Source organism: Capnocytophaga sp. oral taxon 332 str. F0381 (assembly GCF_000318275.2).
Taxonomy (GTDB): domain Bacteria; phylum Bacteroidota; class Bacteroidia; order Flavobacteriales; family Flavobacteriaceae; genus Capnocytophaga; species Capnocytophaga bilenii.
This window is the reverse complement of record NZ_KB291342.1, coordinates 1-17328: the sequence shown is the minus strand read 5'-3', so window position 1 is coordinate 17328 and position 17328 is coordinate 1. Positions and strand designations below refer to the sequence as shown.

General features: G+C 39.1%; 17 protein-coding genes. 9 read left to right on the top strand and 8 right to left on the bottom strand.

The window, feature by feature from the left end:
• Positions 1-221: 221 nt before the first annotated feature.
• The 9 genes from HMPREF9075_RS11050 (at position 222) to HMPREF9075_RS11010 (ending at position 8995) form a co-directional block, all read left to right on the top strand.
• Complete coding sequence (locus tag HMPREF9075_RS11050) at positions 222-1550, top strand: lytic transglycosylase domain-containing protein (protein WP_009416671.1); 1329 nt, start codon at positions 222-224, stop codon at positions 1548-1550.
• Positions 1550-2425: a geranylgeranylglycerol-phosphate geranylgeranyltransferase gene (locus tag HMPREF9075_RS11045; protein WP_009416670.1), complete on the top strand. Its 876-nt coding sequence runs from the start codon at positions 1550-1552 to the stop codon at positions 2423-2425. Before HMPREF9075_RS11050 ends, HMPREF9075_RS11045 begins: the two co-directional genes overlap by 1 nt.
• 77 nt (positions 2426-2502) lie before the next feature.
• Complete coding sequence (locus HMPREF9075_RS11040) at positions 2503-3291, top strand: tetratricopeptide repeat protein (RefSeq protein ID WP_034557616.1); 789 nt, start codon at positions 2503-2505, stop codon at positions 3289-3291.
• A 19-nt stretch (positions 3292-3310) separates the two neighbouring features.
• A complete protein-coding gene (gene ribH / locus HMPREF9075_RS11035) occupies positions 3311-3805 on the top strand; it encodes a 6,7-dimethyl-8-ribityllumazine synthase (RefSeq protein WP_009416668.1) in 495 nt (164 codons plus the stop codon).
• A 30-nt stretch (positions 3806-3835) separates the two neighbouring features.
• A complete protein-coding gene (locus tag HMPREF9075_RS11030; RefSeq protein ID WP_009416667.1) occupies positions 3836-4507 on the top strand; it encodes a DUF4294 domain-containing protein in 672 nt (223 codons plus the stop codon).
• Between the two features lie 34 nt (positions 4508-4541).
• Complete coding sequence (locus HMPREF9075_RS11025) at positions 4542-5267, top strand: DUF4294 domain-containing protein (protein WP_009416666.1); 726 nt, start codon at positions 4542-4544, stop codon at positions 5265-5267.
• Between the two features lie 69 nt (positions 5268-5336).
• Positions 5337-6638, top strand: a complete 1302-nt coding sequence (locus HMPREF9075_RS11020) for a sodium:proton antiporter (RefSeq protein ID WP_009416665.1) — start codon at positions 5337-5339, stop codon at positions 6636-6638.
• Positions 6639-6670: 32 nt separating this feature from the next.
• The gene (locus HMPREF9075_RS11015) at positions 6671-8494 is read left to right on the top strand and encodes a lysophospholipid acyltransferase family protein (RefSeq protein ID WP_009416664.1); all 1824 of its coding nucleotides are present in this window, start codon (positions 6671-6673) and stop codon (positions 8492-8494) included.
• Between the two features lie 66 nt (positions 8495-8560).
• Positions 8561-8995 (top strand): DUF4268 domain-containing protein, encoded by a 435-nt coding sequence (locus HMPREF9075_RS11010; protein WP_034557603.1) that lies wholly within the window; start codon positions 8561-8563, stop codon positions 8993-8995.
• On the opposite strand, the gene rpe is transcribed toward HMPREF9075_RS11010, so the two are convergent.
• The 8 genes from rpe to HMPREF9075_RS10970 form a co-directional block, all read right to left on the bottom strand.
• Complete coding sequence (gene rpe, locus HMPREF9075_RS11005; protein ID WP_009416662.1) at positions 8990-9640, bottom strand: ribulose-phosphate 3-epimerase; 651 nt, start codon at positions 9638-9640, stop codon at positions 8990-8992. The genes HMPREF9075_RS11010 and rpe overlap by 6 nt on opposite strands.
• Positions 9641-9668: 28 nt before the next feature.
• Complete coding sequence (sufB, locus tag HMPREF9075_RS11000) at positions 9669-11141, bottom strand: Fe-S cluster assembly protein SufB (RefSeq protein ID WP_009416661.1); 1473 nt, start codon at positions 11139-11141, stop codon at positions 9669-9671.
• Positions 11142-11297: 156 nt separating this feature from the next.
• Entirely contained in the window at positions 11298-11852 is a 555-nt protein-coding gene (locus HMPREF9075_RS10995) for a hypothetical protein (protein WP_009416660.1), read from the bottom strand.
• Positions 11853-11871: 19 nt separating this feature from the next.
• On the bottom strand, positions 11872-12468 hold the full coding sequence (locus HMPREF9075_RS10990) for a phosphoribosylanthranilate isomerase (RefSeq protein WP_034557601.1): 597 nt from the start codon (positions 12466-12468) through the stop codon (positions 11872-11874).
• A 27-nt stretch (positions 12469-12495) separates the two neighbouring features.
• Positions 12496-12972 (bottom strand): DinB family protein, encoded by a 477-nt coding sequence (locus HMPREF9075_RS10985; protein ID WP_009416658.1) that lies wholly within the window; start codon positions 12970-12972, stop codon positions 12496-12498.
• A gap of 25 nt (positions 12973-12997) precedes the next feature.
• On the bottom strand, positions 12998-15289 hold the full coding sequence (locus tag HMPREF9075_RS10980) for a DUF5682 family protein (protein ID WP_009416657.1): 2292 nt from the start codon (positions 15287-15289) through the stop codon (positions 12998-13000).
• Positions 15282-16130: a hypothetical protein gene (locus HMPREF9075_RS10975; RefSeq protein ID WP_009416656.1), complete on the bottom strand. Its 849-nt coding sequence runs from the start codon at positions 16128-16130 to the stop codon at positions 15282-15284. The genes HMPREF9075_RS10980 and HMPREF9075_RS10975 overlap by 8 nt, the downstream gene beginning before the upstream one ends.
• 325 nt (positions 16131-16455) lie before the next feature.
• The gene (locus HMPREF9075_RS10970; protein ID WP_009416654.1) at positions 16456-16788 is read right to left on the bottom strand and encodes a hypothetical protein; all 333 of its coding nucleotides are present in this window, start codon (positions 16786-16788) and stop codon (positions 16456-16458) included.
• Positions 16789-17328: the final 540 nt, after the last annotated feature.

The following is a 17328-nucleotide window of genomic DNA, read 5'->3' as shown; positions in this document are numbered from 1 at the left end:
CACCATACACTTTGGCAAAACTTTAAGCTTTGCCAAAGTTTTTTTATATACACCTCACCCTTTGCCAAATACTTTCTACATTGTAGGAGTAAATTGCTATTTGCCCTTACAAAACAAGACTTCTGCGGACTGTATGTGGAATAAGAGTGAAAAATAAATTTGTATATCTTAGAAAAAATCATTAGCTTTGTACCCTTGAAAGGCTAAAAAACTTATTTGATATGGATTTAAAAAAATATATTATTGCTTCATTAACGGTTTGTGTATCAACTTTTAATACAGTTATTGCACAGAATGCCGAAGGAGCTCATAAAGACACCATCAGGAATAAAAATATTTCAATAACAAATAAAACAGAAGGGCTTAATAAGCTGAATGACAACCCAAAAGCTAAAAAATACGATGAAAAATGGCTACAAGAGTTGTCAAATTCCGATCTTTTCTTCCAAATGAGTGAAGATGTAGCGGCTGTACCTACCGATGTGGATTATAACGAACTTCCTACCGAGGTGCTAAAAGAACGATTGGAGAAACTCAATGAAAAAACGCCTTTTAATATTGAATACAACCCCGTATTGGAACAAGTTATAAAGTCGTTTTTGAAAAACAGACGCTCCTCATTGGAACGCCTAATGAGCTTGAGTGATTACTACTTTCCTATGTTTGAACAGGAAATGAGTAACCAAAGAATTCCGTTGGAAATTAAATATTTAGCAATAATAGAGTCGGCTTTAAATCCTAAGGCACGTTCAAGAGCAGGAGCTACAGGCTTATGGCAGTTTATGTATGCTACAGGCAAAAGTTACGGGCTGGAGGTGAATAACTATGTAGATGAGCGTTGTGACCCTTTACGCGCTACCAAAGCCGCAGTACGCTACCTCAATGAACTTTATAAAATATTCGGCGATTGGGATTTGGTATTGGCTGCCTATAACTCAGGGCCTGGTAATGTAACCAAGGCTATGCGCCGCTCCAACGGAAAAACAAATTATTGGAATCTACGCCCCTATCTTCCTAAGGAAACAGCAGGTTATGTGCCCGCTTTTTTGGCAACGCTTTATATTTTTGAATATGCCAAAGAACACGGCTTTAAACCCCAAAAGCGCACCAATCACTTGTTTGAAACCGATACTATTAGGGTAAAACAAGCTATACCTTTTAAAAATATTGCCGATATTACAGGGATGAGTATCCAAGATATACAGTTTTTTAATCCTTCGTACCAGTTGGATGTGGTGCCTTATGTAGAAGGGCGTAATTACGCTTTGAGATTGCCTATTTCGGAGGTAGGAAAGTTTGTTGCTAATGAAGAGACTATTTATGCTTATTTGAACGAAGAAAAAGCAAAACGCGAAAAACCACTTCCCGAAGTCTTAACAGGCGACCAATACAAATCATCATCTAAAAAAATCACTTATACAGTCAAGAAAAGTGACAATTTAGGTAAAATAGCTACTCGCTATGGGGTGAGTGTTTCAAGTATCAAGCGTTGGAATAGGATTAAAGGAAAGAGTGTACGGGTAGGACAACGCCTCGTAATTTATAAATAATGAAAAAAAAACGTGCCTTGCTAAAACTCTTAGGAGTATTTTCGCTGGTGCGAGGGTATAATATAGCATTTGTGTGTGTAGCGCAGTATTTAGCAGCTATCTTTGTACTGTCGCACAAGAGTTGGCGTGAGGTAGTGTTTGATGACTCTTTACTGATGCTTGTAATAGCAGGGGCTTTGGCAATAGCAGGAGGTTATATTATTAATGGTTTTTACGATAAAGATAAAGACCTGATAAATAAACCACTGAAAACAATGATAGACCTGCTCGTAAGCCAAAACACACGCCTAACGCTTTATTTCTTGCTAAATTTTCTTTCAGTAATTGTAGCGAGCTACGTATCTTTTAGAGCTGTATTGTTCTTCTCGGGCTATATATTTGCAATGTGGCTATATTCACATCGCATTAAAAAGTTACTGTTTTTAGGAAATATCACTTCGGCAGTACTTTCTATAATTCCCTTTTTTGCAGTGTTTATTTACTATCGTCAGTTTGATACTGTTATTTTCTTCCACGCTATGGTAATTTACCTGCTAATGCTGATACGAGAATTTACAAAAGATTTGCAAAACATTAAAGGCGATTTAACGCACAACTACGCTACCATAGCCGTAGTATATGGAGAACGCTATGCAAAAGTAATGATAACCCTGATGGTATTGCTTTGCTTTATTCCTGTGTATGTGCTTATTAACTATATGAGTGTAGGTAGGCTGGTGTATTTTTTTGAGTTTATGGTGTTTTACCTACTACTATTTGTAATAGTGCTGTGGAGTAGCCAAAAACAAGTGCATTACGCTTGGCTATATGTGGCTATAAAAGTGCTTATAGTTATGGGTGTATTTGTACAAGTATTAGGAAATATGCGAGCGTGAGCAAAAAAAAAACTTTTTTTCTTTTTAATTAAAATAAAAGTTGTATTTTTGCCGAACTTTTAATGAAAATTATAAATATGGCAACTTATAAGAAAAACAACAACAGACCTAATAGAAACAGACAAGTTGAGAACTTAGACGAAGAACAAGAACAACAATTGCATACCGAAAGTACTACTGCAGAGGTGTTTGATGCTCTTGATTTAGGAGCTTCAAAATCAGAAGATTTTGTTCGTAATAATCAAAAAACAATTATCGGGGTACTGATAGGGATTGCAGTTATAGGATTAGGCTATTTGCTTTATCAACAATTTGTAAAAGCACCTAACGAACAAAAAGCAGCTAATGAGTTTTTCTTTGCTCAACAGTTTTTTGACGAAGCTATGCAAGCTACCAATGCCAAAGAGCGTGACTCTCTTTTCAATGTATCTATCAATGGCGGTGGTGGTAAATATGGCTATAAGCAAATTGCCGAAAACTACAGCGGTACCAAAGCTGCCAACCTTGCTCAATACGGTATGGGTATGGCTTATATGCGCTTGGCAGACTATAATAACGCTATTACACACCTAAAAGCTTTTGATGCCGATGATGATGTGCTGGGTGCTTTTGCTTATGGTAATATAGGCGATGCATACTTGCAACAGAAAAATAATGCTGAGGCATTGAACTACTATAAAAAAGCTTTTGAACATAGCAATAACGACTTTATTACTCCTTTGTACTTGAAAAAGGCTGGTATTGTAGCAACTCTTTCAGGTAAAAAAGAGGAGGCTCTTAAATATTACGAGCGTATAAAAGACGAATTTCCTGCTTCTGAAGAAGCTCGTACTATTGATATATTCATCGGAAAAATAAGTGAATAATTAAAGAAATAAGACCGTAGTGGCAACAGAAAATAAAAATTTATCAAATTACGATAAAACAGTAATCCCAAATGCGAAAGCACTTCGCTTTGGGATTATTACTTCGCAGTGGAATGAACGCGTAACCTATGGTATGCGCGATGGTGCTATTGCTACCCTAAAAGATTGTGGAGCAATAGAGGAGCACATTACCTGCTGGGAAGTACCTGGTAGCTTTGAGCTGGTGCACGGGGCTAAACGAATGCTCAGTACGCTTGCCGTTGATGCTATCATTGTGATAGGCTGCGTAATACAAGGCGAAACAAAACACTTTGATTTTGTATGTCAAGGTGTTACTCAGGGTATCGCTCAGCTGAATGCTGCACAAAGTGAAGTGCCTATTATTTTTTGCGTCCTTACCGATAACACTATGCAACAATCACTTGACAGGAGTGGCGGTAAGTTGGGAAATAAAGGGGTAGAAGCAGCTATTACAGCTATAAAAATGTCCGTTTTAGGTAAAAAAATGGAATAATTTTTGAGGATATATAAGGAAAAAGACTATATGGGACGACTATTGATATTGTTTTATCTGTTGCTATTGCCTTTTACCTTAGTTATTGCTCAGCCTCGCGATACGTTATTTGTATTTGATAAGGAGTTTTATACAGGCGATACAATACGGCTTACAGAGGTGAATCTGTTTGGTAAAGAACGTTCTTTTAGCGATTTAGAGGCTCAAAAACGTTACTTGCTATTGCAACGCCGTGTAAAGAAGGTATATCCTTATGCCAAAATGGCTGCTGATAGACTGAGTGTAATGCAGCATACTATGGACACGATGCAGCGCGCTCGTCAGAAAAAAGTGTATGTAAAGCGCACACAACGTTATATAGAGGAACATTTCACTGATGAGCTAAAAAAATTATCGCGCTCACAAGGGCGTATCCTCATAAAATTGATTCATAGACAAACAGGGCGTACGGCTTATGACCTTGTGCGTGATTTGCGTAATGGCTGGAATGCTTATTGGTATAATAAAACGGCTTGGTTGTACGATTTGTCACTGAAAAAAGGCTACGACCCAATGAATGTAGAAGAAGATTATTGGATAGAGGAAATTCTGCTGCGTGCTATTAGTTCGGGTGAATTGGAAGAGCAAGTCCCTGCCTTGCGCTATGATTTTACAGAACTTACACAACGCCGTTGGCAACGACTAAAAGAAAACAGTCATTAGTTGCTGAGAAAAACATCAAAAAAACCACCAAAATATGAGAACCTTTACTTTCTTCATTTTGTTTTTTGCCATCACACTTTCTGCTTTTGGAAAATCTGTGAATTTTGACACCGAATTTTATACTACAAAGGTGCGAGATAGCGTTGTGCCTTCACTAAAAGACGCTAATGAAGAAGCAAGAGCAACGAGTAAACGCCTTTTGGAGCGGGAAAAGAAGCTGAAAAAGATTGTAGATAGCTTGCTAAGGGCAAAATTCAAAGTAGAATTATTAGAGAAAAAGCCGTATATTATAAGACAGATGAAAAGAGTGTACAAAGTGTATCCTTACGCTGTAATAGCGGCTGATAAAATGCGAGTAATTGAAATGGCATTAGACTCGCTTCGCACAAAAAAAGAAAAAGAGCAATATCTTCAGCAAATGCAACAACATATAGAGTTGCAATTTACAGAGCAAATAAAAAATCTTACACCTGCAGAGGGACGCATTCTTCTGAAATTAATACACCGCCAAACGGGAAATACAGCATATCAAATTATAGAAAAATTCCGTAGCCATTGGTATGCTTTTAGTGTAGAAAAAGTGGTAACGATGTTTGATATATCGCTCCTTGCAGAATATAATCCTGAACAAAATGAAGAAGATTTTTGGCTGGAACTTATAGTACAGACAATGGTAGGCAAAGGAAGATTGGCATCTCAAGAACCATTTGTGAAATATAATCTTTGGAAACTTTATAAGCAAAGAGCAAGGCGTAATTGAAAAAAGTTTTTTAACATTTGATTTTTTTGTATTGAGTTTTTTTGTAACTTTGCCCAAAATAAAAAGACAATGGAGTTATATTACGCTTTTTCGGTGATTATAGTATTGGCAGCTGTGTTTTCGTATGTAAATGTGCGTTATGTGAAATTGCCAATGACGATAGGTATTATGGTGATTGCTATGATAGTATCGGTGGGAATACGACTTTTTGGAGGTGATATTTTTGCAGGACTTACCCATAGATTGGAATCATTATTACAGGGCTTTGATTTTACCGAAATATTGATGGGTGCGATGCTTAACTTCTTACTTTTTGCAGGGGCGTTACACATTAATATATCAGATTTGAAAGCGTTTAAATTGCCTATTATTACTTATGCTACAGTGAGTGTAGTGCTATCGGCTATCTTTATATCGCTTTTGCTTTACTATATAGCCCCTTTGGTGGGGATTGAAATTCCTTACTTATACTGCTTGCTCTTCGGAACACTTATTTCTCCTACTGACCCTATTGTGGTGCTTGGTGTATTAAAACAAGCCAAAGTACCCAAACGTATTGAGGCAAAAATTACGGGTGAATCGCTCTTTAACGATGGGGTAGCGGTAGTAATGTTTGCTGTAGTACACCGCTTGGCTACCGATGCGACTTTTGAACCTTCTTTCAATGCAATTACTAAGTTGTTTTTATTAGAAGCTGGAGGGGGTATTTTCTTGGGGGTACTATTAGGCTGGATAGCTTCTCAAATGATGAAAGCTGCCAACGACTATCACGTGAGCGTGTTACTCACACTAGCCGTGGTAATGGGTGGTTTTTTAATAGCAAAGGCTTCGCACGTATCGGCTCCTTTGGCAATGGTGATAGCAGGGCTTTTCATAGGAAATGTAGGTAAAAAGGAAAGTAGCGAAGAAAATAAGGATTACTTAGAGAAGTTTTGGGCGATAGTGGACGAAATAATGAATGCTATATTGTTTTTATTTATAGGTTTCGAGATGTTGTTAATAAACAATTTAGTAGGACAGTTTTTGCTGGGAGCAGTAGCTATTATAGTTTGCTTATTGGGGCGTGCGCTGGCTATTTATATTCCTGCAAAAACTATTTTGCGCAAAGTGAGTACCTACTCTCGTGGCTCATTGATTACTATGGTGTGGGGGGGCATCAGAGGCGGTGTTTCTATTGCATTAGTGCTCTCTATGAAATCAGATAATTTTGCAATAAAAGAAACACTATTGCAGGTAACTTATATAGTAGTATTGTTTTCTATTTTGGTACAGGGACTTACCGTGGGTAAGGTAGCTTCTAAGGCGTTGTACAGAGATGAGGTGATGGCAAGACTGAGGAGAATAAAAATGCGTCAGCAAAGAAATAGATAAAACGAATACTACCTGAATAAACCGAAGATAAGATGCAGAAAGATAAAGGATTGGTAAGTGCTAAAGACCTTGCTACTGCCATTAATATGAATAAAATGGGGGCACTTGGCACTTTGGGTGGCTGGGTGCTGATGAAATTACTTAAGCTGGATAAGCTAAATGCTATTTACAACCGCAATAAGCAGCTGGAGGGTGTTGATTTTCTGAATGCTTTACTTGATGAATTTGAAATAAAATTTGAAATACCCGAAGAGGACTTTAAGAACATTCCTAAAGAGGGTGCTTTTATTACTATATCCAACCACCCATTAGGGGGAATAGATGGTATACTATTATTGAAATTATTGGCAGAAAAGCGCCCTGATTTTAAGATAATTGCTAACTTCTTATTACAGCGCATTAAGCCTCTCTCTCCTTATGTATTGCCTGTGAATCCTTTTGAGGATAGAAAAGATGTGAAAAATAGTGTAATGGGCTTTAAACAGGCAATAATGCACTTGCGTGAAGGGAAGCCGTTAGGGATTTTTCCTGCGGGTGAGGTATCGGTGATTAAAAATAAGGATATAGTGGTAGATAAGCCTTGGGAAGAGGCTGCAATGAAATTAGCACAAAAGGCTAAAGTACCTATAATACCTATCTACTTTCACGCTAAAAATAGTAAATTATTTTACTTTTTGGCAAACTTGAGCGGTACTTTACGTACGGCTAAATTGCCTTCGGAATTGCTTACACAAAAACAACGTACTATAAACGTAAGAATAGGGAAACCTATTACTGTAGCTATGCAGGAAGAGTATAAGCAATTAGATGCATTTACTGATTTTCTACGTAAAAAAACATATATTTTAGCAAATGCTTTTCAGCAGGATAAAAAACTCTTGCCATTGCCAAAAGTGCTAAAAGTAAATAAGTCTGCAGCAACTCCTAAGCAAATAGAAGCTCCTATAGCACCTACACTAATAGAGCAGGAAATAGCCTATATTACCAAGAAAGACTATCGCTTGCTAAAAAATAACAATTATGAGGTGTTTTTAGCCCCTTATGCCGAAATTCCGAATATAATAAAAGAGATTGGTAGGCTTAGGGAAATTACCTTCCGTGAAGTAGGGGAGGGGACTAATGCTTCTTCGGATTTAGATAAGTTTGATACCTATTACCATCATCTTTTTTTGTGGGATAACGATGCCAAACGCTTGGTAGGGGCTTACCGAATGGGGTTGGGTGCTGAGATTTTTCCTAAATATGGTATAGAGGGTTTTTATACCCACGATTTATTCCGCTTTGAACCTGAATTGTATGATATGATGAGCAAAACCATAGAAATGGGGCGTGCTTTTATCGTATCGGAATATCAGCAAAAGCCTATGCCGCTTTTCTTGCTTTGGAAAGGGATTGCACATACTACTTTGCGCTATCCCGAACATTCGTTTTTGTTGGGAAGTGTGAGTATTAGCAATCAGTTTTCAAACTTTTCAAAGTCATTGATGATAGAGTTTATGAAATCGAACTTTTACGACCCTTATATAGCACAATACGTGCGACCTAAAAAGGCGTTTAAAGTGAAGCTAAAGGACGAGGATAAAGACTTTATTTTTGACGAAACCAAAGCCGATTTGAATAAGTTTGATAAAATCATAGATGAATTAGAACCTGGTAGCTTACGCTTGCCTGTACTGATAAAGAAATATATCAAGCAGAATGCTAAGGTTATAGCCTTTAATGTAGATCCGATGTTTAATAACTCTGTAGACGGACTTATGTATATTCGGATTTCAGACTTGCCAGAGAGCACAATGAAGCCTGTAATAGAGGAATTTCAAGCTGAATTGGAAGCAAGAGCTAATAGTAGTGAATAAGAGCCGTATTTGATACGGAATAAGTGTGAGCAAATTAAAATAATAAATTATTTAACAAGTACTACTTTGTATAGTAAAGCCGAAGCAAAAAAACTACGAGAAGACTTTTGGACTTCTTTTGGAAAGTCTTTTCCTTATAAGTGGACACTCTACGATACTAAAATCAAGGATTTTAGTTTTAAGTTTTTATTTGATACCAAAAAAGCACGGGTACTACTTGCTATTGAAGATAGCAATGTAGATACCCGTGCTTTTTATTATAACAAATTGCTGTCATTACAAGCTATTCTTACCAATGATTACCTCCCCAAAGTTGTTTATGATTCTCATTTGGTGTTAGATAATGGTAAAGAAATCAGTGGTGTATATGTAGAATTAGAAGGGGTAAATATTCATAATAAGGCTACTTGGCAACAGACAATGGTATTTTTGTACGATACAATGCTGCAATTTGAAGCCTTTTGGGCTGAGTATAAAGATATCATACAAGAAGAACTATAGTCCTATCTTTTTAAGCTCGCTGATAGTGAGTGCAGGGTTGGGCGCACTAAAAATAAAACTACCAGCTACTAAGGCATCAGCACCTGCTTTGATGAGGGCTTGTGCATTATTGAGGGTAACACCTCCATCGATTTCTATAAGTGCATTAGAGCCCGATTCTACTATGAGTTTTTTAGCTTGCTGCACCTTTTTATAGGTGTTTTCTATAAACTTCTGTCCGCCAAAGCCTGGGTTTACACTCATCAGGAGCACTTCATCTACATTTTCAATAATATCTTCCAATACCGCTACAGGAGTATGAGGGTTAAGAGCTACCCCAGCTTTCATACCTTCAGCCTTAATAGCCTGCAATGTGCGGTGCAGGTGCGTACAAGCCTCGTAATGAACCGTAAGAATGTCGCTACCCAGCTTGGCAAAAGTACTGATGTAGCGATCGGGGTCAATAATCATAAGATGCACATCTAAAGGCTTTTTAGCGTGTTTTTTGATAACTTCAAGCACAGGCATACCATACGAGATATTAGGCACAAATACGCCGTCCATAATATCTATATGAAACCAATCAGCTTCGCTATTATTTACCATTTCAATAGCCTGCTGTAGGTTGCCAAAGTCGGCAGCTAATAATGAGGGTGAGAGTATCATATTTTGATAATTAATGATTAATAAGTTGTTATCCTACACTTCCTTCCAATGAAATCTCTAAAAGTTTTTGGGCTTCTACGGCAAATTCCATAGGAAGTTTGTTCAGTACCTCCTTACCAAAACCATTTACGATAAGCGAAATAGCTTTTTCGGTATCAATACCACGCTGGTTGCAGTAAAAAATCTGGTCTTCACCTATTTTAGAAGTAGTAGCTTCGTGTTCTATCTGTGCAGTAGGGTTTTGAGCCTCTATGTAAGGAAATGTATGAGCTCCGCAGTCGTTACCCATAAGCAAAGAATCGCATTGTGAGAAGTTACGCGCATTTTGGGCACGTGGAATAACTTTCACCAGCCCGCGATAGCTATTTTGTGATTTTCCAGCTGAAATACCTTTAGAAATGATAGTAGATTTGGTGTTATTGCCTAAATGTATCATTTTAGTACCTGTATCAGCTTGCTGAAAGTGGTTTGTAACCGCTATAGAGTAAAATTCGCCTATAGAATTATCCCCTTTTAGCACTACCGAAGGGTATTTCCACGTAATAGCCGACCCAGTTTCTACTTGTGTCCAAGATATTTTAGCGTTTTTCTCGGCTAAGGCGCGTTTAGTAACGAAGTTGTATACCCCACCTTTACCATCTTTATCACCAGGGAACCAGTTTTGAACGGTAGAATATTTTATTTCGCCACCTTCCATAGCAATGAGTTCTACCACAGCCGCGTGTAGCTGGTTTTCATCGCGCTTGGGGGCAGTACAACCTTCTAAGTACGACACGTACGAGCCTTCATCTACGATAAGCAACGTGCGCTCAAACTGACCCGTACCAGCCTGATTGATACGGAAATAAGTAGATAGCTCCATAGGGCATCGCACTCCTTTAGGCACATAACAAAAAGAACCATCCGAGAAAACTGCCGAATTTAGTGCCGCATAAAAATTATCAGTTTGAGGTACAACTGTACCCAGATATTTACGCACCAAATCAGGGTGTTTTTGGATAGCTTCCGACATTGAGCAGAAGATAATACCACGCTCTGCCAATGTTTTTTGGAACGTAGTAGCCACCGATACCGAGTCCATAACCACGTCCATCGCTACCGCAGGTTTTTCCTCTTCTACACCTGCCAATCTCTTTTGCTCTTCTAGTGAAATACCCAATTTTTTAAAAGTGTCCAGCAGCTGAGGGTCTACCTCGTCAAGACTGTTGAGCTTTGGTTTTTGTTTAGGCGCAGAGTAGTAAGCAATATCCTGAAAGTCAGGAGTTTCAAAGGTAACATTAGCCCAATGTGGGGGTACATCCATAGCCTTCCAAGCTCGGTAAGCCTGCAAGCGCCACTCGGTCATCCATTCAGGTTCATTTTTCTTTTTAGATAAGGCTATTACCACCTCTTCACTAAGCCCTTTGGGAAAGGTATCCGATTCTATATCAGTGTAAAAGCCGTATTTATATTCGTTATTTTCTAATTCTTGTTTAAGTTCCTCTTCTGTGTATTTAGCCATTTCTCTGTAGTATGTTATTAATTAAAATAGACAGCCTTGTGTTGCGTAATAAAAACGACTATAATGTCTATTATTGGGTGCAAAGGTAATATTTTAGATTGAATTTAAAATATCTATACGCTTATTTTTTTTGATAAAAGATTGAAAAAACTAATATTACTGTACTATCAGGCTATCTATCAGCTCGTGTACCTTATCGCTATTCCAGCGAGCAATCCCTTGTTTTTCAGCACGTAAGTAGCCGTTTTTGTCTAAGATATACCCCGATGGTATCTCTTCAGGGTCGAAAGGAATGTTTTTTTCTTGCATAATTAGGTAAGTAACCTTAAAGTGGAAATTGCGTTTTTGCATCATCTCCTCTACAGGTGCGGGCAGCTCGTTGGTAATGATATAGAAATCTACTTTGTCTTTATAAGAATCGTACAGTTTTTCCACTGCGTAAAGGTCGGCGATACTGATAGCGCGCCAAGAAGCAAAGTAATACACAAAAGCAGGTTTGCTACCTTTGCTCGCAAAGTAAAATTCCTCATTATTGCGTTCTTTGAGTTTCCAGTTGAAGTTGTATTGTTTTGCCTCGTTGGCAGGAATAATATCTACCCCACTGGCAAAAATACGCTGTAGCAATATCTTGCTTTCGTAGCCTAAAGGAGTAACGAAAAATGAAATAACAAACAGAATTAGTAGCAGGTTTAAGATAGTACTTTTTTTCATTTGGGTTTGTATTTTTTGTTTATTGAAAGTGCTTTATAAATTCCCTCACACGTGCCACCTCCTTCTCACCAGGTGAGGTTTCAAATTTGCTGTTGATATCGAGTGCAAAGATAGGAATTTTTGTAGACAACAAGGCTTTTATTGGCTGAATTTCGCTCAATCCGATGCCACCACTCAGGAAAATAGGTTGCTTATAAGGATAGTTACTCAGCAAATCCCAGTTAAATACAGTGCCGTTGCCCCCGTAGTTTGCTCCTTTGGTATCAAATAAGAAGTAATCGGTAACAGATAGGTAAGGCGCAAGCGGTTCAAAATGAGCCTTATCGCCTATGGCAAAAGCCTTAATAATTGCAAGTCGCGGGTATGCCTGTTTCAGCTGTTGGCAAAACGCAGCAGACTCATCGCCGTGTAGTTGCAAGGTATTGAGCTGATAACTATTTATCTTCTCCTCTATATATTGCAAGGAAGCATTCACAAAAACGCCTACTTTTTGTATAGTATCGGGTAGGGTAGGGAGGCTGCCACTGCAAAAGCGCGGTGAGGGCGGATAGAAGATAAACCCCATATAGTCAGGGTTAAGAGCCGCTATATCACCGATGTTTTGCGGTTGCCTCATTCCGCATACTTTTATTTTTACCATTTGTTACGCTCTCTTATGTTGTGAGATAGCACACTTCAGTGCCAATACACTGCCCAAGTGTACCCCTTCGTGTGAGATGTTGAAGTAAATAGCTTCTTCTATATTGTTCAGTTCGTATTCTATGCCCGTTACATAGTGGTTATAGTGCTGAAAAATCCCCTCATTGTAGTCGGTTTCCAGCTGAGTAACGGTACTGATAAGCAACGTTTTTACCTCGTTAATCTCCTCTTGGGTAGGGATATGCCCATCGGGAACAGTTCCTTTGCGGTAACGCTCTGTAAATTCGGCACTTATGTGCGTAGGCAAACCACTATTGCCATAGCAATACAGCTGCTGGGTAACCACACAATGCGCCAAGTTCCAAAGGATATTATTTTTAAAGCCCGCAGGGATAATAGCCAATTCTTCGGGGGTAAAACTATTGAGCAGCTTGAGCTGTCGCTCGCGTAGTTTTCTGTAGAGTACAAATACTTCTTTCATTTTATAGTTATTTTTTGGTTATGAGTTAAAAATCAAAGTCAAAGTCGTTCAGCTCGTCTAATTTTGAGGTTTCTGTTTCGTTAAGTATTTCTTGAAGTCGTTCAGCTGTAGTCTCTTTGTTAGTGCCCCATAGTTCAGCCAGCAGTTCGCCGATGCTGTTTTTTTGGTTAGGTTCAAAGCTCGCAAAGGCACGGCGCAAGAACACTACCGAGCGCATAAATTGTTCCTCGTCTAATTGTTTGATGTAATTATCCAATTCGCGCCATATTACAGTGCGCGATAGCAGCGCATAGCGGTTACGCCCCGAAAAGCCCTCAAACCAAGCAGCCCCCAAGTCGGCGGGCGTACCTGCCGATAGGCGGCGTGATACCTCACGAGCGCAATCCTCTTCAGTAGCAAGGTTGTGTTCCAAAAGAATAGCAAAGGCAGTACCCGATAGTTTGGTATTCAGGTCATCACGCCACGCAAGGTGGGTGAGTTCTTTTTGCCAAGTTTCGGTATCTACTATTTCGTATTGTTGTTCAGCAATAACTTCCATTATATTCATAGCCTCAACAATAGGTTTTGAAGCTTTATCATCGCAAGTAGCCGCATCGCATAGCAAGAGGGCTGCGCGCAAGAAAAGCTGTTGTAGTATTGGTTTTAGCGGTTCGAGATTAAACTGACGAAGGTCGCCGTATTGTATTAGTACCGATAGCTCTTGGGCAGCAAGAGCCGTTTCGCTAAAGCTGTTGGTATCTACCAAAAGGCGTTGTAAGATAGTGAGAGCATTGGTGAAAATATCGCTCAGCTGGCATTGGCACGCTTGGCGTATGATTTTGGCTACAAGTGCTATATTTTCGCACTCGTTTAGCTGTTCTTTTAAAGAATAAGCAGCTGCAATTTCTAAGGTTTCACCTTTTAGGTTGGCTTCTACAATTTCTATTTCCACCTCGGGCGACCATTGTAGTACCCATTGTTCTGCCCACGAAGCTTTATCTTGTGTAATTTGTTTTTTAGAGGCAAAGTGAATACCCAAAGCCTCTAAGCGGTGTAAGAAAGTAGAGCGATTCAGGTCTATAAACGCTGCTTCTTTAGTTTTTACTTTGATGTTTTCGCGCAAGTCGAGGGTGAGGTCTTGTGCTACTGCCGATTTGTAGTTAGTAAGTTTTAGGCGTTTCAGTTCTTGGTTTACATCTTCCTGCACAGGAGTCTGACTTACGCCCTCGGGCAAGCTACCAATAGCCGTGCCTATATCTACTTTGTTGATAGCTTCAGCCACCCCCGATAGCCCGCCTCCGCCAAAGCAGGTAACCACAGCATCGTGAAGGTCTTCCAGCACAGGGTAAGCGCCCCCTTTCATTGCCGAGAGCACATTGGCAAGGCGTACGGCTTCAATAACACTTGCCGAAGAGGCATTTTGCCCCTGAGCGCGTAGGTGTTGTGCTACTTTAGTGAGGTAGGTAGCCGCCAAATCGTCAAAAGAGTCGTTTTGCATAGCCCGCCACATCAGTTCATAGTAGTAAGGAGCGTTGTTGCCCGCTCCGTAGCCCGTGCGGCTGCTTAGGCGTAAATACGAATAAGGCATTAAGGTAAGTTGCGAAGTAGCTTTGGGCAACTTTTTAAGTTCGTCATCACTCATTGGAGGCAATTCATTTTGTACCCCCATCAGGTGATAAGCCCCCACGATTACCACTATTTCTTCAGGTTTAAACTCTTTTAGAGCTTTTTGTATTTCGCGTTTCATATAAGCCTCACGGATAAGGTTATACGAAAAGTCAAAAGGAGCTTCTTCTTGTTCTTTATCCACTACCATTTTTCGCATTTCTTCAGATTGCAAGGCGAGGGTAGGGGCAAAGGTATTAGGTTGTAAATTGTGTTCGTAGTTGCGTTCCCAATAGTTTTCGTAGTCGGTTTCGCCACTTTGTTCGGCTACTTCTTTGTAAAGTTGGTTGTGATAGCGGTAAAAATTATGAGCTTTTAGGCTTTCCTCTTCATTTTTAGGTTGTTCTTGGCGCAGTTTGAGCATATTTTCCGAAGGAAGGTCTATAAAACGCAGTGTAACCTTCTTTTTTACCCCCCAGCATATCGCTTGGTATTCGGGCGAATATGACGCAAAGGGGTATAGTACCGTTTCTATAGGCAGTTCGGTAGTATAACCCAGCATAGCGATAGGCGGTTTTACGTTTTTTTGAGCGATTTGCGCCATTAGAGGGGTCGCATCGCTGGGACCTTCTATCAAGATGCATTTAGGCTTGTGTTTTTCTAAAAATTCTATGAGGTGGTATGCGGCACTGGGGGAAAGGTGTCGTACCCCAAAATAGTGAATGTTACTCATAATATTCTAAAGTACGTTCTATAATTTGCAGCGGAGTGCCGTTGATGTAAGTAGTTTTGCTTGTCCAATTGCCGTTAGCGTCATATACATAGCTATAAGTAACTATATTTTTTTCTTTTTTAGGTGTTTTTATATGAGCTTCTAAGCTAATACAATCGTTATTTTCGTTGTACTTTCGTTTTACGATGCTTAAAAGTTCTTTTTTACCTCCATAATTGCGTGTAAGTACTAATAAATGTTGTTTGTTGTATTTGTTTTTTTCAGCTTGTAACAAAGAGCCATCATTAGCAAGGTATTTTTTTTCAATAGCGTCTCCTTTTTTGTCGTAAGCATATACAATACTACCTTCTAAAGAGTTCATACGGTAGGTATCTTCTTGGGTAACGTTGCCATTTTCGTCACGTTGGTAGTTGTAGTGGCTTTTTAGAAAGCCCCCAGGTGAGTAAGTAGCTTCTTTAGTGAGGTAGCCTTCGGGCGAATAAGCATACATTGTTTTGTCGGAGTTATAGCGAGACACGATAAGCTGTTTGCCTTCGTGAATATAGTGGTTTTCCATACGCCCATAAAGTTCGCCGTTTTGTAAGAAGAAGCGAGTTTGGGTAGTATAACCTTCGGGGTTGTAGTCTTTTTGGAGGTTATCGAGGTTTGCAATTTTAGCTACCGTATCAAGGTCGGTTTCTATAGCAGCTTTTTTGCCGTTAGCCACAGTATAGGGGATAGCGCGCAAGCTTTTTACTTTGCCTTTGAGGTTGCTAAGTTGTAGGTCGGTAGTAGGGTAGTGCATATTTTGTGCAGATACACTTGTAGCGATAGCCACTAGCAGAAAAGTAATGTATTTCATCAATGATATTTTTTAATTGAACACCGCAAAGGTACGAAAATAATCATAAATGACAAATGATAAAAATTAGTTGTTAGTCTTTTACTAATTTAAAATTCAAAATTCGCCAAATCTTCAGCGGAAGATAAGGGGAAGATAAGGGGGTGAGTGGGGGAGAATTATGAATTTTGAATTATGAATTTTGAATTGGGCACAAGCTGCAAGCTTGCGCCAGCGGGGGGTGGGCACAAGCTGCAAGCTTGCGCCAGCGGGGGGAGATTGCGCCACACACTTTGTCAAACTTTCAGAGTTTGACAAAGTTAGTTACCCTGATAATCAATTACTTTTATTTACAATTGGGCATAAGCTGCAAGCTTGCGCCAGCGGGGAAGGTGCTTCTACTGCTTTGTTTTCTTCTACTCTCATACAAATACAATTTTGTATAATAGTTCACACATATATCATCTACTTCCGTTGATCTTTCAACAGCTTCTTTTATTTCTTGTAATGAAAAATTATCTTCTATAAAACGTATTTCTTTATCTGTTCCTCTCATTAAAACTCTACCAATGATGAAAATTTTGTCCTTTTCTATATCCAATTCTTCAAAACGACAATCCCAAAACACTCGTGGGTGTATGTGAGCTTTAAATTCTTTATCTAAATCGGTGTTATTCATAACATATTTATATTTTTTGCAAAGATACAAAATAATGTTTAATGCGCTACACTGAGGCTGTCCGAAAAGTTTTAAAAGTATGATTGCGCCACACAGAAGCTGTCCAAAAAGTCTTTAAAAGTACCACCCAGAAGCTGTCCAAAAAGTCTTTAAAAGTACTACTTCGGTATCTCCCCCCTTTTTGAAGGAAGTCCGCGAGCTGGCGCGGCGGAGTATGTTAAGGGGGGATGTTAATAATCAATTAGTTACAAAAATATTCTGTTCATTAATAAGCTTGTTTTAAGCTAAAATAAAACTTTTTGGACCCCCTCTTAATTACCCTGATAATCAATCACTTTTATTCACATTGTAGGGGCGATTGGCAAATCGCCCTTACGAAACAAAACTTTTCGGACAGCCTCTTTTTCTAGAACATCACCTCTCCAAGTCCCAAAAATCTGCCTGTGCGGCTCGCACTCCCCAAAGTCCTACAAGTCCCAAAAGTCCCATCAATTTAAAATTCTTCTCATCGAAGGTTGAGCGAAGGTTGAGCGAAGGTTG